We start from the raw sequence: 15,304 nt of genomic DNA, 5'->3' as shown, positions 1-15,304 counted from the left end.
ACAGACAAAACGGAGGCCGGTAAATGTCTCGGCTTGTTTCGAAGGGATGACGATGAAGAACCGTCGAGAATGCTGCAGAGTTGCGATTGTAAGAGCTACGTGGTAACGCCCCCACCGAAAACAGCGTTCTACCGCTTGCAGACTTCGATGAAGTTCTCGAAGACTTCCTCGCCCTCGTCGGTGTGGGCGACTTCGGGGTGCCACTGGACGCCGTAGAGGCCGCGGTCGGCGTCGCTCATGGCTTCGATAGTACACACGTCGCTCGTGGCGGTGTGGGTGAAGCCTTCGGGGACTTCCTTGACTTCGTCGGCGTGGCTGGCCCAGACGCGCGTCTTCGGGGTGAGCGAACCGATAAGCGGGTCAGCTTCGTCGAGAATGTCAACGTCGACGTCGGCGTAGCCGCCGTAGTCGCCAGAGTCAACGCGGCCGCCGAGTTCTTCGGCGAGAATCTGCATGCCGAGACAGATACCGAGAACGGGAACGTCGAGGTCGAGATAGTCGGCGCTGCGGCCGATGCGGTCCATGTCGGGGCCGCCGGAGAGGACGATACCGTCCGCGTCGATTGCTTCGGGGTCCGTGTCGTTGTCGATGAGTTCGGTGTCGACGCCGAGGTCACGGAGTGCGCGCCGTTCGAGATGGGTGAACTGCCCGTGGTTGTCGATGACGACGATGCGGGTCATGTCCCGGATTGGACTACCGTGCGTAAAAGTGAATCGAAGAGTGGTCGAGATACGCGTATCCATGCATCGAATTGGCACATTCTCCGAACGCGGTCGGTCTCGCGTCCGACCGGATTTCGAACGTTATCTGTCGCCAGCGCGGTCCCGTGCCGACTGAAATCCCATCTCTTCTAGCTCCTTCGTCCGTCGCGCTTCACGTGCAGCGATGGCCTCCGGGTCCGGCGCGGCATCGTCGTCGATGCGGGCGAACGACTTGTGGACCTTCGTGTGGCACCAGCGACACAGTGCGACCGTAATCTCGTGCGACGGGTCGTCGCCGTCGCGGGTGCCGTAGGAGAGGTGGTGCTCTTCGAGCAACGGCCGGGCCGCCGAGTCGTGTGCCATGCGGACCTCCTCGAGGCCGCAACGGGTGCATTCCCGCCCATTCGTCGTAGAGGCGTAGTGCGGACAGTCGCGGAACTCACAGCCGTCGGCGGCGGCGACACACTCGTAATCGGCGCGTGCTCGCTCGCGGGCGAACGCCGGGTCGCGGTCGGCGTACTCGCGAGCGAGGCGACAGTGACCGTCGCTCGTGAGATGGTCGCAGCGGTCGGCGTGGTCGTAAGGGTCGTCGACACCCACGGGCGTCCCTGTCGGCGTCCGCTCCATACAGCGCGTTCGGGACGGCGCAGGCCTAAACGTTGCTCTCGCCGGCTCGTTCGTGGACATCCCGTCTCCGGCGGTGGTTTCATCACGCATCCCACCAAATCCGGGTGCGTGAGACTCGTACACCGACAGAACGGAGACCAAACGACGCTCGCGTCGAACGTCGAGACGGCGGATTCGTTTCTCTCGCAAGCACGCGGGCTGATGTTTCGACGCTCCGTTCCGGACGACTACGCGCTCGTCTTCCGGTTCGATGATGCTGACCGCCACAGTCTCCACATGGTGTTCGTCCCGTTCGATATCGACGCGCTCTGGCTCATCGGCGACGAGGTCAAGCAAAAAAAACGACTGTCCGCGTGGACGGGCATCGGGTTCGGTATGGCCGACACGATTATCGAACTTCCGGCGGGGGCGGCCGACGATGTCGAGCCGGGAGACCTCGTCGAACTCGCTGAATGATTTCCCCGCTACGCGGATTCGACCCCAACGAGACACCAATTTCTGTCGGAACCATCTCTTTTATACATTCATCGACAGATGTGTTCAACTACTATGTCGGAACCTACCACACCGGCGGAGGATAGAGTAAGTCGTCGCGAGACGGCTGGCTGTGAAATTCGACGGTTCTAGCTTACAAGGATACGATTCTACCGTGAACGAACGATTCGGGAAGACCCCCGAGCTACGCACTTCTGATTCGGTACAGCTGTTAGATACGACACTTCGCGACGGGGAGCAAGCGCCCGGCGTCTCGCTGTCGCCGGACGAGAAAGCGGACATCGCCCGCGCGCTCGACCGCGCCCGCGTCGACTACATCGAAGCGGGAAGCGCCTGCACCGGTCCCGGCGAGCGCGAAACCATCAAGCGCGTCACGTCGCTGGACCTCGACGCGACGGTGACGAGTTTCGCCCGCGGCGTCCAAAGCGACATCGACCTCGCACTCGACTGCGACGTAGACGGCATCACGCTCGTCGTTCCGTCGAGTGACCGCCACGTCGAGTCGAAAGTCGGCACCACCCGCAAGGGTGTCGTTCAGACGACCGACGAACTCGTCGCGTACGCCAAGGACCACGGCCTGTGGGTCGAGGTCATCGGCGAAGACGGCTCTCGCGCGCCGCCGGAGTTTCTCGAAGAACTCGCACGAACCAGCCACGACGCTGGGGCGGACCGATTCTGTTTCGCCGACACGGTCGGCCACACCAGCCCCGAGCACACGTACGATGTCGTCTCTCGGCTCGCGGAACTCGGGCCGACATCGACCCACACGCACGACGACCTCGGACTCGCCATGGCGAACGTACACGCCAGTGTGGCCGCGGGAGCGGACCTCGTCCACGCCACGGTCAACGGCATCGGCGAGCGCGCCGGCAACGTCGCACTCGAAGAGGTCGCTATCGCGCTGGAGCACTGCTACGACGTCGAGACGGTGAAACTCGACGAACTCTACGCGCTGGCTCAGAAGGTCGCTCACTCGACGGGCGTTTCGCTTCCGCCGAACAAGGCCGTCGTCGGCGAGAACGCCTTCACCCACGAAAGCGGCATCCACACCGACGGCACGCTCAAAGACGACGCGATGTACGAACCCTACCCGCCGGAGACGGTGGGTCGTGAGCGTCGCCTCGTCCTCGGTAAACACGCTGGACGCGCGGGTGTCAAGGCCGCTCTCGACGAACACGGCGTCGACGCAACCGGCGAGGAAGTCGCCGCCGTCGTCGAACGAGTGAAAGAACTCGGCGACCGCGGAAAACGCGTCACCGACGCCGACCTCCTCGCGTTCGCAGAAGACGTACAGGGGCACGAACGCGAACGACAGGTCGAACTCCTCGACCTCACGGCCGCCTCCGGCGGCGGGACTCCGACTGCAAGCGTCAGACTCCGCGTAGAGGGCGAAGAACGCGTCGCCTCCGGAACTGGCTCCGGCCCGGTTGACGCCGCGGTGAAAGCAGTTCGGCAGGCCCTCGGTTCCGACGCCGACGCACAACTCGACGACTACCACGTCGACGCCATCACCGGTGGGACCGACGCGGTCGTCACCGTCGAAGTAACCATGTCTCACGGCGACCGAAGCGTCTCAGTCGCCTCCTCGCACGCGGACATCACCCGTGCGAGCGTGCAGGCGATGGTCGATGCGCTCGACCGACTTCTCGCGCCGGGCCATACCGCTGCGACACCAGCATCGGCCGACGACTGAGGAGAAACTCCCGTTTTCAGGGTTGATTCGGTGCGCTTCAGCGCGTCTCTTTTGCGACGAGGTAGGTCCACCCACCTCGGCGCTCGAACCCGATGGCGGCGTCGCCGAGTTGCGTCTCTGCGTAGTCGGCGACTCGGCCGGTCCGAACCGTCGTGACGTCGATGCGTCGCGTTCCGCCCTGTTCGTTCGTGTCTGCTGCGTCCGCGCTCATACCAGTTGCAACGGTGGGAGGGGATATGTATCGAATCCTAGGAGAGTGAAAGTGAAATCGAGGGACAAAGTCGGGGTGTGCTGCGTGCGACTCGGATTCGGTTTTGTTGCGTATCAACATCGATAGTAGGCCGAATGGCTACCGTGCTGTGCCGGGCGTTTCGTTGGGACGTTGTGCGGCTCGGCGCGTCCGTCGCGCTCACGATGTTGCTTCTGCTTCCGATGCTGTCCAGTAAGTGACGAGCACACCCGCTGCGAGAGCGAGCAGGATACCGGTGGAACCTGCAATCTTGTAGGCTTCGATGACGAAAAGGAGGAGCAAGAGGGCGGCGATAGCGTCCAATCTCTGTTCGAGTGCGGAATCCATAGTTCACCATATAGTGCTTGTTTGACAACCTTTTCGTCGGAGGCTCGGTTCACGGGTTGTCTCACATGTCGGACACACACCATCGCGGTGTGGTGAAACGCGCCGCTCGAAGTGTTGTGGCCGCAAGAAGCGCCGAGGGTGGGATTTGAACTCCACTCGCTCACTGCGTTCGCTCGCTAGTTCAAATCTCAGTGAAGCGTACACAGCGAATCAGGTGTGCGAGAGACACAAAAGTCTCTCGCGGACTGAGTTCGCTGAGAAGCGCCGAGGGTGAGATTTGAACTCACGTGTCCGAATGGACAGTAGATTTCGAATCTACCGCCTTGGCCGGGCTAGGCTACCTCGGCTTCCATCGTCTTCTCTCTCGCGGATAGTTTAATCCGTTTCGATTTCCGAGGACTGCGGCGAGGATTCCCACAGTTGAATCGACGGCACATCGGGGGTAAATCGACGGACGCCGACCAATGCGAATAAGTCGCACGCAGACGGGGGACGAGACATGGACATCGACACGGCGAGCGAGACCTGTACGCAGGTTCTCGACGCCATCTCGGAAGCCGTCATCGCCGACCGGTCCTTCCTCGAAACCGTCCTGACAGGCGTCCTTGCCCGCGGTCACGTCCTCCTCGAAGACGTTCCCGGCACCGGGAAAACGCTCACTGCGCGGAGCGTCGCCACCGCGCTCGGACTTTCGTTTTCCCGCGTGCAGTTCACGCCGGACCTCCTCCCAACCGACGTAACCGGGACGAACATCTACGACGAACGCGACCGCACCTTCGAATTCTCGCCCGGTCCCATCTTCGCCAACGTCGTCCTCGCCGACGAAATCAACCGCGCGCCGCCGAAGACGCAGGCCGCACTCTTGGAGGCGATGGAAGAAGGACAGGTGACCGTCGACGGCGAGACGCACCAACTGCCGACGCCGTTTTTCGTCATCGCCACGCAGAATCCCGTCGAACAGGAAGGGACGTTCACGCTCCCCGAAGCGCAGGTCGACCGCTTCGTCGTGAAGTCAGCTATCGGCTACCCGGACGTGGATGGTGAAGTCGAACTCCTCCGGCGGCGTGCAGGACGGACCGAACAGAGTCCGAGCGTCGAGTGCGTCCTCGACCGCGACTCGGTCGTTGCGATTCGGCGCGCGCCAGAATCAGTCCGCGTCGACGACGACCTGCTCCGCTACATGGCTGACCTCGCCCGCGAGACTCGAACTGACCGCCGGGTTCGAATCGGCGTCTCGCCACGCGGGACACAACGGCTGTTCGAGGCCACCCGCGCCCGCGCCGTCATCGAAGGCCGCGAGTTCGTCACGCCGGACGACGTAAAGCACGTCACGCAGTCCGTGCTCGCTCACCGACTCGTCCTCACCCCGGACGCCCGCGTCGAAGACGTACAGAAGTCGGATGTCGTCGCCGACGTGCTCGGCCGGGTAGCCGTGCCGACGCTGGACTGAGCACGCCGACCGCACGACTGAAGAAAAAGGGTCGGTATCGCCAGACGACCGAAACGAGCGTCATCGCCTGACGACCGAAACGAGCGCCACTGCGCCCAGCAACAACAATACGACTGCGGCGATTGGCTGGCCGCCGGAGGCAACCGCGTCGACTCCGTAGACGACGCCCGCTCCGACTGTGAGCACGAGGAGTGTCGCCGCGGCGTGAACGAGTTCGAGACGGGTCGTGTCGGTCTCACGGCCCAGGTGGTCGCCGACAGACAGCGCGTTTTCTCCGAGGTCCCACGCGAGAATCGACGCGATAGCCGCCAGTAGGATTGGTTCCGCACCAGGCCCGCTCATACCGCCGACGACGAGCGAGAGGAAAAACAGGCCACCCGCTACGTCAAGGACGCGGCGGGAACTTCGGACTAAGCTGGCAGCGAGGATGACTGTGGCGACGAGCGCCCCAGCGGCAGCCATTGTCGTCGTGAACGCGAGCGCGAGCGTGGCGAGACTGGCCGCCGAAAGCGACATCGCGGTGCCCGTACGCGTCGGTCGGCGAGTTATCTCTTTCATCGCGACCACCCCGCCTCAGCCTGCGAAAGGGCGACTGCGAGCGGTTCGTCACCCCAGTCGACGACGCGGAGGCCGCTGCGACGCAACTCGCGAAGTCGCAAGTCACGTTCCAACCGTGCGAGTCGGGCACCGACTGTCTGGATTGCCGTCGGGTCCGGCGAGACGAGAGTCACGGCGTGGCCGTACGCCTCCAACCGGCGCGCGACGGATGCGGCGTAATCGTCGGCGAGCGGCGAGCAGAAGATGACTTGCGCGTCGCTCGAAAGCCGACGGCGAAGTCGGCGCATGGCCACGGAGGGGAAAAACGCCTTGTCAGGCGGTGTCGGCGCGAACGCGGCGTGTGTCGCGAAGAGTCGCCGAGCGCGAGCGCGGTGGTCCGACCCCGACGAAGGGGCAAGCCAACACTCTTCCGGGCCGAAGGCTGCGATACCGACGCTGTCACCGCTGTCGAGGAGGGCCGGGAACGCGATGCTCGCGGCGTCGACACACCGTTCGACTGCCGTTTCGTCGTCGGCGTCGGGGGCGACGTGTGCCTCCGAGCGCGTGTCGACGACGAGGACGACGGCCGCGGCGCGCTCTTCTCTGAACTGGACGGTTGCGAGTTCGCCCGTGCGTGCGCGACGGTTCCAGTCAATTCGGCGTATCGGGTCGCCGCGGCGGTACTCGCGGATGGAGGCGAACTCCAGTCCCGACCCCGGTACGTCCGTCTCGACGCGTCCGGCATATCTTGAGGTGAGTCCGCGGAGCGGAAGGTCAGCCGTCGCGGCCAGTTCGGGTTCACACCGCAGCGTCGTCTCTGCGAAAGCTGTCTCGCGACATTCGACAGCACCACTCGGGTCGCGGACGACAGCAACTGTCTCATCCCAGGTGTGCTCGCCGCGAATCGCCGTAACGGTGTACGTCACTGTTGCGGTCGCCCCGGGGCGGAGGGCCGTTCCGAGACGGGCAGGACTGTCAGAGACGGCGAGCGCCGGTGGTACGCCGTCGACGATGCGGAGGTCGAAGAGCGTTCGTGGCCCCTCGTTGGTGACGTGGAGCGTGACTTCGACCTCGTCGTCCGGTGCAGGCGTCGAATCAGTGATGTCACGCTCGATATGTAGCGACACCTCGGGGACGGCGGCGATTCGGGCGTAGCCGAGAAGAACGACACCGAGTCCGGCGAGCAAGAAGAGCGCAGCCTCCCGAGTGAACACACCCGCCGCGGCGGCGATGAGGACGAGACCTTCGATTCCGACCCAACGCTCAGTGTCGAATCGGTGGGTCATGGGTGTTCACCCCCCGTTTCGTCGACCGTGACCGACCCAGTTTCGTCGAGTGAAGTCTGCGCGGACTCGTTTCCGATATTCGAGATTGCAGCGACGGTCCGGTCAACGCGCTCGGCGAACATGGACTGGCCGGACAGGAGCAGTCGAAGTCGGCGACGGAGCGGAAGCGAAGCCTCCGCACCGAGGAAGCGGGCAGCGACTACATCATCGGTCCACGCACCAGAATCGAGAAGCGTCTCGGCTTCCGCCGGTGTTCGACCGCCGCGGAGGACGAGTGCTTGTCGCGCGCGCGATTCGAGGCGGTCGACAACTCGACTACGGGCAGCCCACCGCTTCCGACGAGTCATGGCCGCCGCGATTTCATCATCGAAATCAACGCCAGGAACCGGAACTGAGACGCGCATTTCCGGGTCATCCGTCGTAGTGGTTTTGTACGAGGTATCGCGTCGGCGCTGGACGTACCGAAGCCCCTGTAATGCCGCGAGCGCGGCAACAAGCCCGAGAAACAGGTCGGTCAGTTCGAGTCCGAGAGAGACGCCCGCGATGATTGCGAGTCCCGCAGTTGTGGCGAGAACACCGACGACAAGCGCGAGAGTTCGTGTTTTCGTCATTGGGATTCCTCGGTGTCTTCGCCGGACTCCGAGCCGTGTTTGTTATGACCCGGTTCCCTGTTGGCGTAGGTCGATTCGATGTTTCTGAGTGCCGAAACCGCTCGGCGCTCGCGCTCTGTGGTTGCCTCGAAGCCGCCGTATCTGACCTCCTCGAAGAGCGTCGTCAAGTCAGTCACGTCACCGCGCGACATTCCGGCGTCGACCGCCGAGGCGGCGAACTCGGCCGGTGTGGCGGACTGTGGGTTCGGAACGTCGAGTAGCGTCGTCATCTCACCCCACGCCCGGAAGACTTCGTTTTCCACATCGGTTTCATCGGACTCGATGCGTTCGGCGGCGGCCCCGGCGGCCCGCCCGACAGCAGCGACGTCGGCGTCCGGTTCGACATCCACGGTCTCGGCATCGTCGTCGGGGGTCGGGGTATCTCCGGTACCGGTGACGAGCATCACGAGTGCGACGACCAGTGCGACTGCGAGCAGGAGACCGAACACCAGCGTCGGGGGCGAAACAGTTTGTGCTGCGCTGCCACCGTCACCGAGTTGTCCGCCACCACCCGGCGGAAGAAACGAGACGTTCCTCGCGGCCCCGGAGACGCGAGAGGAGAACGATAGCTCCGTACTGCACGCCGTAAAAAGGCTAATAACGAGGATAACAGGGGGCCCGAGAGTTAAGAAGACGGCAAGCGGCGGGAGAAGCGACCGTGACCTCAGATAGACGTACCCACCGAGAAGAAGGAAAGCGACGGAGATGAGGCCGATAACCGTGGGTGAGAGCAACCACGGGAAACACGGTGCCGGAATATCGAAGTCGCCAGCCGTACTCGAAGCAGGTTGATAGCCAGTCGATTCAGACTCACCCGCCACGCCACCGTCGGAGCTACCGACTCCGAATCCTGATGGGCCACCGTCCGTGACGACGGTCGAGTCGATAGTCGCCGCGACGAGGGAAAGGGCGACAACCGCGAGGAGGGCGAGTACGAGGGAACGGAGGGCAGAGCGGTCCACGACAAAGGATAACAGTATCCGAGGTAAAGAAATTTCGAGGGACGTCGCGGAGGTCAGGTACATGACCGACGAACTCGATGTGAGAGAGTCTCGCGACGATAGCTGAGTCAGTGGGTATTCCGCGTGAGAAACTCAGTGGGTATTCCGCGTGAGAAACGGGTTTCTGAGCGAGGCTCATTGGAATCGAGGCTATTCAAAGGGAAACCCGGCAGAAACTGTCGGATGAATGCACCGAAACAGACCACTCCTGCAAGTGAATGGTGCTCACGAACTGACGGACAGATATCGGGTTTCAACACTCACACACCACATTTGCAAGTGAATATGCGTTGAGATAGTGGGGGGTGGGGTGACCCACAGACACCACTGTTGCATGTGAAGCGCCACGAGCGTGTGAGGGGGGTTCGGTCGGAGAGAGCACGACTACAAGTGAACGAATCCAGAACGTCGACCCGCAACACCCACCACTGTTGCAGGTGAATATGCCGTTTTAGACGTTCTAACTACTGAATTGTCGATATCCGAATCACGTGCGACAACGGTTCTCTCGCCCTTAACCTGTCAACGCTTTAGTTGAATTCGTGGACTGTTGTTCTACTAGGTACTCTCGTACACTGTTGTTCACTTGCAAAAGTGGTGTGTGTCTGTTAAAACGTGTTCACATACACCCTGATGAATGGAACCTAATACCACACCAAACACACGTACAAACACCCTCTCACCGGGGGTCAACAACCGTCACACGAGGAAAGACTACCGACAATACGACACCGACCACCAAATTCACATGAATCAGATGAAATCGGGGTTTTAAATAAGGGGACGATACAACGGACCGACGTTAATGCGCCGGTTCGAGCGAAAACAAAACGTCTTCACCAACAAGGACGCCCTCGGGGAGTCCTACAAGCCCGAGCGCATCGAAGAGCGCGACGACGAGATTTCGGAGTACATGGACGCACTCCAACCGGTCGTCGACGGGTGGGAACCGAACAACGTCTTCTTGTACGGCAACACCGGCGTGGGAAAGACTGCGGTCACCGAGTTCCTCCTCGAGATGCTTCTCGAAGACGTATCGCAGTACGACGACGTCGACCTGAGCGTCATCTCTATTAATTGCAAGACGCTCAACTCCTCGTATCAGGTTGCGGTCGAACTCGTCAACGAACTCCGACCACCAGGTGCGGAAATCAGTTCGACCGGCTATCCTCAACAGACTGTCTTCAAGAAGTTGTTCCAGGAGTTGGACGACGTCGGTGGAACTATCCTCATCGTCCTCGACGAGGTGGACTCCATCGGCGACCGCGACGAACTCCTCTACGAACTCCCGCGAGCGCGTTCGAACGGCAAACTCGAAGACGCGAAAGTCGGTCTCATCGGTATCTCGAACGACTTCAAGTTCCACGACCAACTCGACCCGCGCGTGCAGGACACGCTTTGCGAGCGCGAACTGCACTTCCCGCCGTACCAGGCCCCGGAACTCCAGAATATCCTCGAATCCCGTGCTGAGGTCGCCATCGCAGCCGACGCCTGCGAAGAAGGCGTTCTCAATCTGTGTGCCGCGCTCGCCGCCCGCGACAGTGGGAGTGCGCGGCAGGCTCTCGACCTGCTCCGACTGGCTGGCGAACACGCCGAAAACAAAGACGACGAGAAAATCACGCTCGACCACGTCGATATCGCCCGCCAGAAACTCGAACAGGAGCGCGTCGTCGAAGGAATGCGAGAACTCACCGAAAACGGGCATTTTGCCCTCCTCGCAGTCGTCTCGAAGGCCGCCCACGACGAGACGCCGTGCCGGATGCGCGACCTCTATCAGGAGTATCTTCGCCTGTGCAACTCCGCCGGTATCGACCCGCTCGCCCAGCGCTCGGTCCACAACCATCTGTCCGACCTTCGGATGCTCGGCATCCTCTCGGCAGAAGAGAACCGAACCGGGTCGCGGGGGAACTATTACAGTTACGCCCTCGACGTACCCTTCTCCAGCGCGATGGAAGCGCTCTCCGACGTGCTCTCGCTCGATTCCGTCCTCGACGAGATTCGGAAGACGGCGAAGCAGGCCGAAGCGGTCTGAGTCAACAAAATAACCGAAACGGAGCGTCTCCTCCCTTTTCCTCCCTTTTCTTCTCCCTTTTCCTCCCTTTTCTTCTCCCTTTTCCTCCCTTCTCCTCTCCTCAGACAACCGACTCGAACCTCACGCCGAGACCAAGACCGAACCGAACCCCATCGTCCCGAGCATCACGCCGAGACCGAACCCGAGGATTCGGGCCATCGCCCGGCGTGCGTCCGGTTCGGTCCACCCCGTCCCGGTGTCGAGGTGGTTCTGCATCGACTCGATGCCGCGACCGAGTGCGACGGCACCCGACCACCCGAGAAGTCCGAACCCGAACACGAGCGATCCGAGTGCGAACGCCGTGTCGACGCTCGTTGCATACGCACCCGCCAGTACGGTCCCGGCCAGCGCACCCGTCGAGATGAGGACGCCGACGAGGACTGCGGTGCCAACGATTCGGAGGCGGACTGTGGCCTGCTCGACGAGCGGCGGGCGCTCTTCTGTCGGGTGGTCAGGTTCGGCGGGCATGATTTATATATGGTATGAATAAAAGGGCGGTTCGAAGCGTTAGTCGACCGCTTCGCGCATCCGTGGGTCGAGTGCGTCGCGCATCCCGTCACCGAGGAGGTTGAATCCAAGCACGGTGAGTGCGAGGAAGAACCCGGGGAAGAACGACCACCACCAGATGCCCGTGAGGAGACCCTGACTCACGCCGTTCGAGAGCATGAGTCCCCACGAGGGCGTCCCGGCCTCGGCACCGAACCCGAGGAACGAGAGGGCGGCGAGGTCGATGATGGCGAGACCGAAGTTGAGCGTACTCTGCACCGTAATCGGTGCGAGACAGTTCGGCAGAACGTGCCGAACCAGCACTCTCGGGTCTGCCGCGCCGAGGGCGACGGTCGCGTCGATGTACTCGTTTTCGAGCACGGTCAGTGCGGCCCCGCGAACGACGCGAGCGAACCGCGGCGTGTAGACCAAGGTCAGCGCGGCGACCGCCCGCCAAAGCCCGAGTTCGTCGGGGAAGATGGCGACGAGCGCCAGCGCCAAGAGCAGCGAGGGGAACGCGAGCAACACGTCCATCGTCCGCATGATGACGTTGTCCGTCACGTCGCCGTAGTACGCGGCGATGATGCCGAGACCGACGCCGAGGGTGGTCGACGCGGCGACGGTGACGGTCCCGAACAGCATCGCGTACCACGCGCCGTAGGCGACCCGCGGTAGGAGGCTCCGCGCCTGTCCGTCAGTTCCGAAGAGGTACTGGAAACTCGGTGCTGCGCGGTTCGGGTTCGTCCCCAGTTGCGACTGGGTGATGACCTCCAGGTCGATGAACAGTCGCGCGTAGATGGCGATGACCACCATCGTGACGATGATGGCAATCCCAGCCAGTGCGAGGCGATTCGACAGCAGTCGGGAGACGAACGGCGAGGCTCTGAGGCGGTCGATAAGACCGCGTTGACCCACGTCGGCCGGCGTCTCGGTCGTCGTCTTGGTTTCCGTGCTCATTGTTCGATCCTCGGGTCAAGGATGGAGTAGGTGATGTCGACGCCGAGATTGACCAGCGTGAACAGGAACGCGAAGGTGAGGACCGTCCCCTGAACGATGGGGTAATCGCCGACCTTGATGGCCTCGACGAGGAGCGTTCCGATACCGCCGATGGCGAACACCGTCTCCGTCAGCACTGCACCGCCGAGCAGGCCACCGAACTGGATGCCGATGACCGTGATGACGGGAATCATCGCGTTGCGGAAGCCGTGTTTCAGGACCGTAATCTTCGCGCCTTGGCCCTTCGCGCGGGCAGTCCGCATGTAGTCTTGCCGGATGACCTCCAGCATCGACGAGCGCATCATCCGCGAGATGAGCGCCATCGAGTAGACGCCGATAACCGACGCCGGGAGAATCATGTGGCGAACCGCCGAGACGAACATCTCCATGTTCCCGGCAAGGAGCGTGTCGATTGTGACAAGCCCCGTTACGCGGATGGCCTCGACGTTGTAGAGGACCGAAATCCGGCCGCTCGTCGGGAGCCATCCGAGCATCTGTGCGAACAGCAAGATGAGAAGCGGACCGCTCCAGAAGATGGGGACGCTGATACCGGTGAGCGCACCGATACGGGTCAGGTGGTCCGTGATGCTGTCCTGCTTGACGGCGCTGAGGATGCCGAGCGGGATGCCGAGCGAGACGCCGATAAGCTGGCCGTAGAGGGCCAGTTCGAGCGTGACTGGCAGTTTGCTCGCCAGCACTTCACGGACTGGAGTGTTCCGCTGAATGATGAATGATTCACCAAACTGGAACTGCGCGGCATCGGCCAAGAACCGCCCGTACTGCACCCAGATAGGGTCGTTCAGCCCGAGACTCTCTTCGACCTGCCGGACGAACTCCTCGCTCGCTCGTTCGCCAGCGATGGTGAGCGCCGGGTCGCCCGGAGAGAGGTGCAGGATGGAGAAGACGAGCGATGCCACTCCAACCAGCACGGGGACGAGCAACAGCAGCCGCTTGAGTACGAATCGTGTCGAAATCATGAATCGAAAGGTGGTCAGTCCCTTAGTTCAGGCTAACCAGGTTGAGGTACGGGCCGCTGATGGCCGCGATTTTGAACCCGCTGACACGCTTTGAAACACCGCGGAGTTCGTCCGCGTAGTCGAGATACACCCAGGGAGCTTCGTCGTGCGCAATCTGGTTCGCCTGGTTGTACAGCGATTCACGCTCTGCTTCGTCGTAGGTGCTCTGCCCCTGCTCGATGAGGTCCATGTACTCGCTGTTCGCCCAGCCGGAGCGGTTACTGGTGTTGTAGCCTTCCGCGTCGAAGCTGACCCAGTCTTGGCCCTCGGTGAGTTCTCCTTCTTCCACCTGCGGGTGAAGCAGGACGTACATGAAGTTGTCCGGGTCGGCGTTGTCGGTGTACCAACCGAGGAAACAGGCGTCGTGGCGTCCCTGTGCGGTGTATTCGAGGAACGGACTGAACGACTGCTGGTTGATTTCGACATCGATGCCGATTTCGCCGAGGTTGGACGCGACGGTCTCTGCGGTCTGAATCGGCGATGGGTTGTACCCGCGGGGGTTCTGGAACGTCGCCAGTTCGAACGAGAAGCCGTCGCCGTAGCCCGCCTCTTCGAGGAGGCTCTGTGCCTTGTCGGTGTCGTACGGGTACGGGTCGAGGTCGTCGTTGTGGCCGAGGACGTTCGGCGGAAGCGGTTGGCTCGCTTGTGTCGCGAAGCCGGAGTAAATCTCGTTGACGATGGCTTCGGTGTTGATGGCGTGGCTGATTGCCTGCCGGACGCGCTTGTCGCGGAACTCCTCCACACTCGCCATGTTGAACGCCATGTAGCCGATGTTGATACCCTCGGTGCGGACGAGGTCGGCGTTACTCGCGTTTTCGACCTGCACGGACGACTGCGCGCCGAGACCGTCGACGATATCGAGTTCGCCCGACGCGAGCGACTGCGCACGCGTGGAGTTCTGTCCGATGGTGACGAAGACGACTTCGTCCACGTTGGGACCTTCGCCCCAGTAGTCGGTGTTCGCTTCGAGGCGGATAATCTCGTTCGCGTCGTCGAGGTTGCTCAGCTTGAAGGGACCGGTACCGACTGGGTTCTTTTTGAGTTCCGTCCCGTACTCCTCGATGGCGGCCTTGGAGTGAACGGCGGCCGCGAACATCGCCAGATTGCGCAGGAACGGTGCGTACGTCTGGGTCAACTTGATGGTCATCGAGTAGTCGCCATCGACTTGAATCTCGTCAATCCAGGACCCGAGCGTGAACGGACCGTAGGCGGAGACGTAGTCGTCGCCAGCGTAGTTCTCGTAGCTATTGTCGACGAAACGGCGATACGTCGCCACGAAGTCCGCTGCGGTGAACTCCTCGCCGTTGTGGAACTTCACACCCTCGCGGAGCGTGATGGACGCCGTCTTCCCCTCCAGCGTGTACTCCGTTGCAAGCCCCTGCGTCAGCGTGGACTTGCCTGGCTCGAAGTTAATGAGCGTGTCGTACATCTGCTCTGTGACCTTCGCAACCTCGCCGCTCGTATCGTTCTGGAAGTCGAGCGTTGGCGAGTGACTCCCGCGGCCGTACCGCAGGACAGATGGCGAGCCACCGTTACCGCCGGAGTTATCCTCGGTCGTGGTCTCCCCACCGCCACTGGTCTCTTCGGTCGTGGTTTCGTCGCCGTTACCACCAGTACAGCCCGCGAGAGCTGCGGTGGCCGTAGCCGTCCCCGCGGCGCTCAGGAAGCGGCGCCGGGATAGGGAATTGCCATCTTGTGACATACCAGTATCTATCAAT

General features: G+C 62.2%; 16 protein-coding genes and 1 tRNA gene. 4 read left to right on the top strand and 13 right to left on the bottom strand.

The window, feature by feature from the left end; genetic code table 11:
- Window positions 1-128: 128 nt before the first annotated feature.
- Together HFX_RS02995 and HFX_RS02990 are read right to left on the bottom strand one after the other, a co-directional pair.
- Window positions 129-680: a GMP synthase subunit A gene (locus tag HFX_RS02995; protein WP_004057630.1), complete on the bottom strand. Its 552-nt coding sequence runs from the start codon at window positions 678-680 to the stop codon at window positions 129-131.
- Between the two features lie 123 nt (window positions 681-803).
- Window positions 804-1,328 carry a DUF7097 family protein gene (locus HFX_RS02990; RefSeq protein WP_004057632.1) on the bottom strand — a complete coding sequence of 175 codons (525 nt, stop codon included), beginning with the start codon at window positions 1,326-1,328 and terminating at the stop codon, window positions 804-806.
- A 108-nt stretch (window positions 1,329-1,436) separates the two neighbouring features.
- Here HFX_RS02990 and HFX_RS02985 point away from each other — a divergent pair, with 108 nt between their 5' ends.
- Window positions 1,437-1,784: a DUF192 domain-containing protein gene (locus HFX_RS02985; RefSeq protein ID WP_004057634.1), complete on the top strand. Its 348-nt coding sequence runs from the start codon at window positions 1,437-1,439 to the stop codon at window positions 1,782-1,784.
- A 193-nt stretch (window positions 1,785-1,977) separates the two neighbouring features.
- On the top strand, window positions 1,978-3,516 hold the full coding sequence (locus tag HFX_RS02980; RefSeq protein WP_004057636.1) for a (R)-citramalate synthase: 1,539 nt from the start codon (window positions 1,978-1,980) through the stop codon (window positions 3,514-3,516).
- 37 nt (window positions 3,517-3,553) lie between these two features.
- On the opposite strand, the gene HFX_RS19955 is transcribed toward HFX_RS02980, so the two are convergent.
- The 3 genes from HFX_RS19955 to HFX_RS02975 all read right to left on the bottom strand — a co-directional run bounded on the left by HFX_RS19955 (window position 3,554) and on the right by HFX_RS02975 (window position 4,440).
- Window positions 3,554-3,727 carry a hypothetical protein gene (locus HFX_RS19955; RefSeq protein ID WP_004057638.1) on the bottom strand — a complete coding sequence of 58 codons (174 nt, stop codon included), beginning with the start codon at window positions 3,725-3,727 and terminating at the stop codon, window positions 3,554-3,556.
- 198 nt (window positions 3,728-3,925) lie between these two features.
- Window positions 3,926-4,093: a hypothetical protein gene (locus tag HFX_RS19950; protein WP_004057640.1), complete on the bottom strand. Its 168-nt coding sequence runs from the start codon at window positions 4,091-4,093 to the stop codon at window positions 3,926-3,928.
- A 262-nt stretch (window positions 4,094-4,355) separates the two neighbouring features.
- Window positions 4,356-4,440: transfer RNA gene (locus tag HFX_RS02975), tRNA-Ser, on the bottom strand.
- Window positions 4,441-4,592: 152 nt separating this feature from the next.
- Between HFX_RS02975 and HFX_RS02970 the strand changes: the two genes are divergently transcribed.
- Complete coding sequence (locus HFX_RS02970; RefSeq protein ID WP_004057642.1) at window positions 4,593-5,543, top strand: AAA family ATPase; 951 nt, start codon at window positions 4,593-4,595, stop codon at window positions 5,541-5,543.
- A gap of 60 nt (window positions 5,544-5,603) precedes the next feature.
- On the opposite strand, the gene HFX_RS02965 is transcribed toward HFX_RS02970, so the two are convergent.
- Genes HFX_RS02965 through HFX_RS02950 form a run of 4 tightly spaced genes read right to left on the bottom strand, consistent with a single transcriptional unit; the run spans window position 5,604 to window position 8,978 of the window.
- The gene (locus tag HFX_RS02965) at window positions 5,604-6,110 is read right to left on the bottom strand and encodes a DUF7519 family protein (protein ID WP_049917435.1); all 507 of its coding nucleotides are present in this window, start codon (window positions 6,108-6,110) and stop codon (window positions 5,604-5,606) included.
- A complete protein-coding gene (locus HFX_RS02960; RefSeq protein ID WP_004057647.1) occupies window positions 6,098-7,366 on the bottom strand; it encodes a DUF58 domain-containing protein in 1,269 nt (422 codons plus the stop codon). Before HFX_RS02960 ends, HFX_RS02965 begins: the two co-directional genes overlap by 13 nt.
- Window positions 7,363-7,977 carry a DUF7269 family protein gene (locus HFX_RS02955; protein ID WP_004057649.1) on the bottom strand — a complete coding sequence of 205 codons (615 nt, stop codon included), beginning with the start codon at window positions 7,975-7,977 and terminating at the stop codon, window positions 7,363-7,365. Before HFX_RS02955 ends, HFX_RS02960 begins: the two co-directional genes overlap by 4 nt.
- Window positions 7,974-8,978, bottom strand: coding sequence for a DUF4129 domain-containing protein (locus HFX_RS02950; protein WP_004057651.1), 1,005 nt, complete (start codon window positions 8,976-8,978; stop codon window positions 7,974-7,976). The genes HFX_RS02955 and HFX_RS02950 overlap by 4 nt, the downstream gene beginning before the upstream one ends.
- Window positions 8,979-9,822: 844 nt before the next feature.
- Here HFX_RS02950 and HFX_RS02945 point away from each other — a divergent pair.
- Window positions 9,823-11,049 (top strand): orc1/cdc6 family replication initiation protein, encoded by a 1,227-nt coding sequence (locus HFX_RS02945; protein WP_004057654.1) that lies wholly within the window; start codon window positions 9,823-9,825, stop codon window positions 11,047-11,049.
- Between the two features lie 120 nt (window positions 11,050-11,169).
- Here HFX_RS02945 and HFX_RS02940 read toward each other — a convergent pair whose 3' ends face one another.
- The 4 genes from HFX_RS02940 to HFX_RS02925 are packed head-to-tail and all read right to left on the bottom strand — an operon-like array spanning window position 11,170 to window position 15,288.
- Complete coding sequence (locus tag HFX_RS02940) at window positions 11,170-11,556, bottom strand: DUF7268 family protein (RefSeq protein ID WP_004057655.1); 387 nt, start codon at window positions 11,554-11,556, stop codon at window positions 11,170-11,172.
- Between the two features lie 39 nt (window positions 11,557-11,595).
- A complete protein-coding gene (locus HFX_RS02935; RefSeq protein WP_004057657.1) occupies window positions 11,596-12,531 on the bottom strand; it encodes an ABC transporter permease in 936 nt (311 codons plus the stop codon).
- A complete protein-coding gene (locus tag HFX_RS02930) occupies window positions 12,528-13,547 on the bottom strand; it encodes an ABC transporter permease (protein ID WP_004057659.1) in 1,020 nt (339 codons plus the stop codon). Before HFX_RS02930 ends, HFX_RS02935 begins: the two co-directional genes overlap by 4 nt.
- Window positions 13,548-13,569: 22 nt before the next feature.
- Window positions 13,570-15,288, bottom strand: coding sequence for an ABC transporter substrate-binding protein (locus tag HFX_RS02925; protein WP_004057662.1), 1,719 nt, complete (start codon window positions 15,286-15,288; stop codon window positions 13,570-13,572).
- Window positions 15,289-15,304 lie beyond the last annotated feature (16 nt).

Source organism: Haloferax mediterranei ATCC 33500 (assembly GCF_000306765.2).
GTDB classification, from domain to species: Archaea; Halobacteriota; Halobacteria; order Halobacteriales; family Haloferacaceae; genus Haloferax; species Haloferax mediterranei.
The sequence above is the reverse complement of the archived record's forward strand: the minus strand, read 5'-3'. Positions and strand labels throughout refer to the sequence as shown.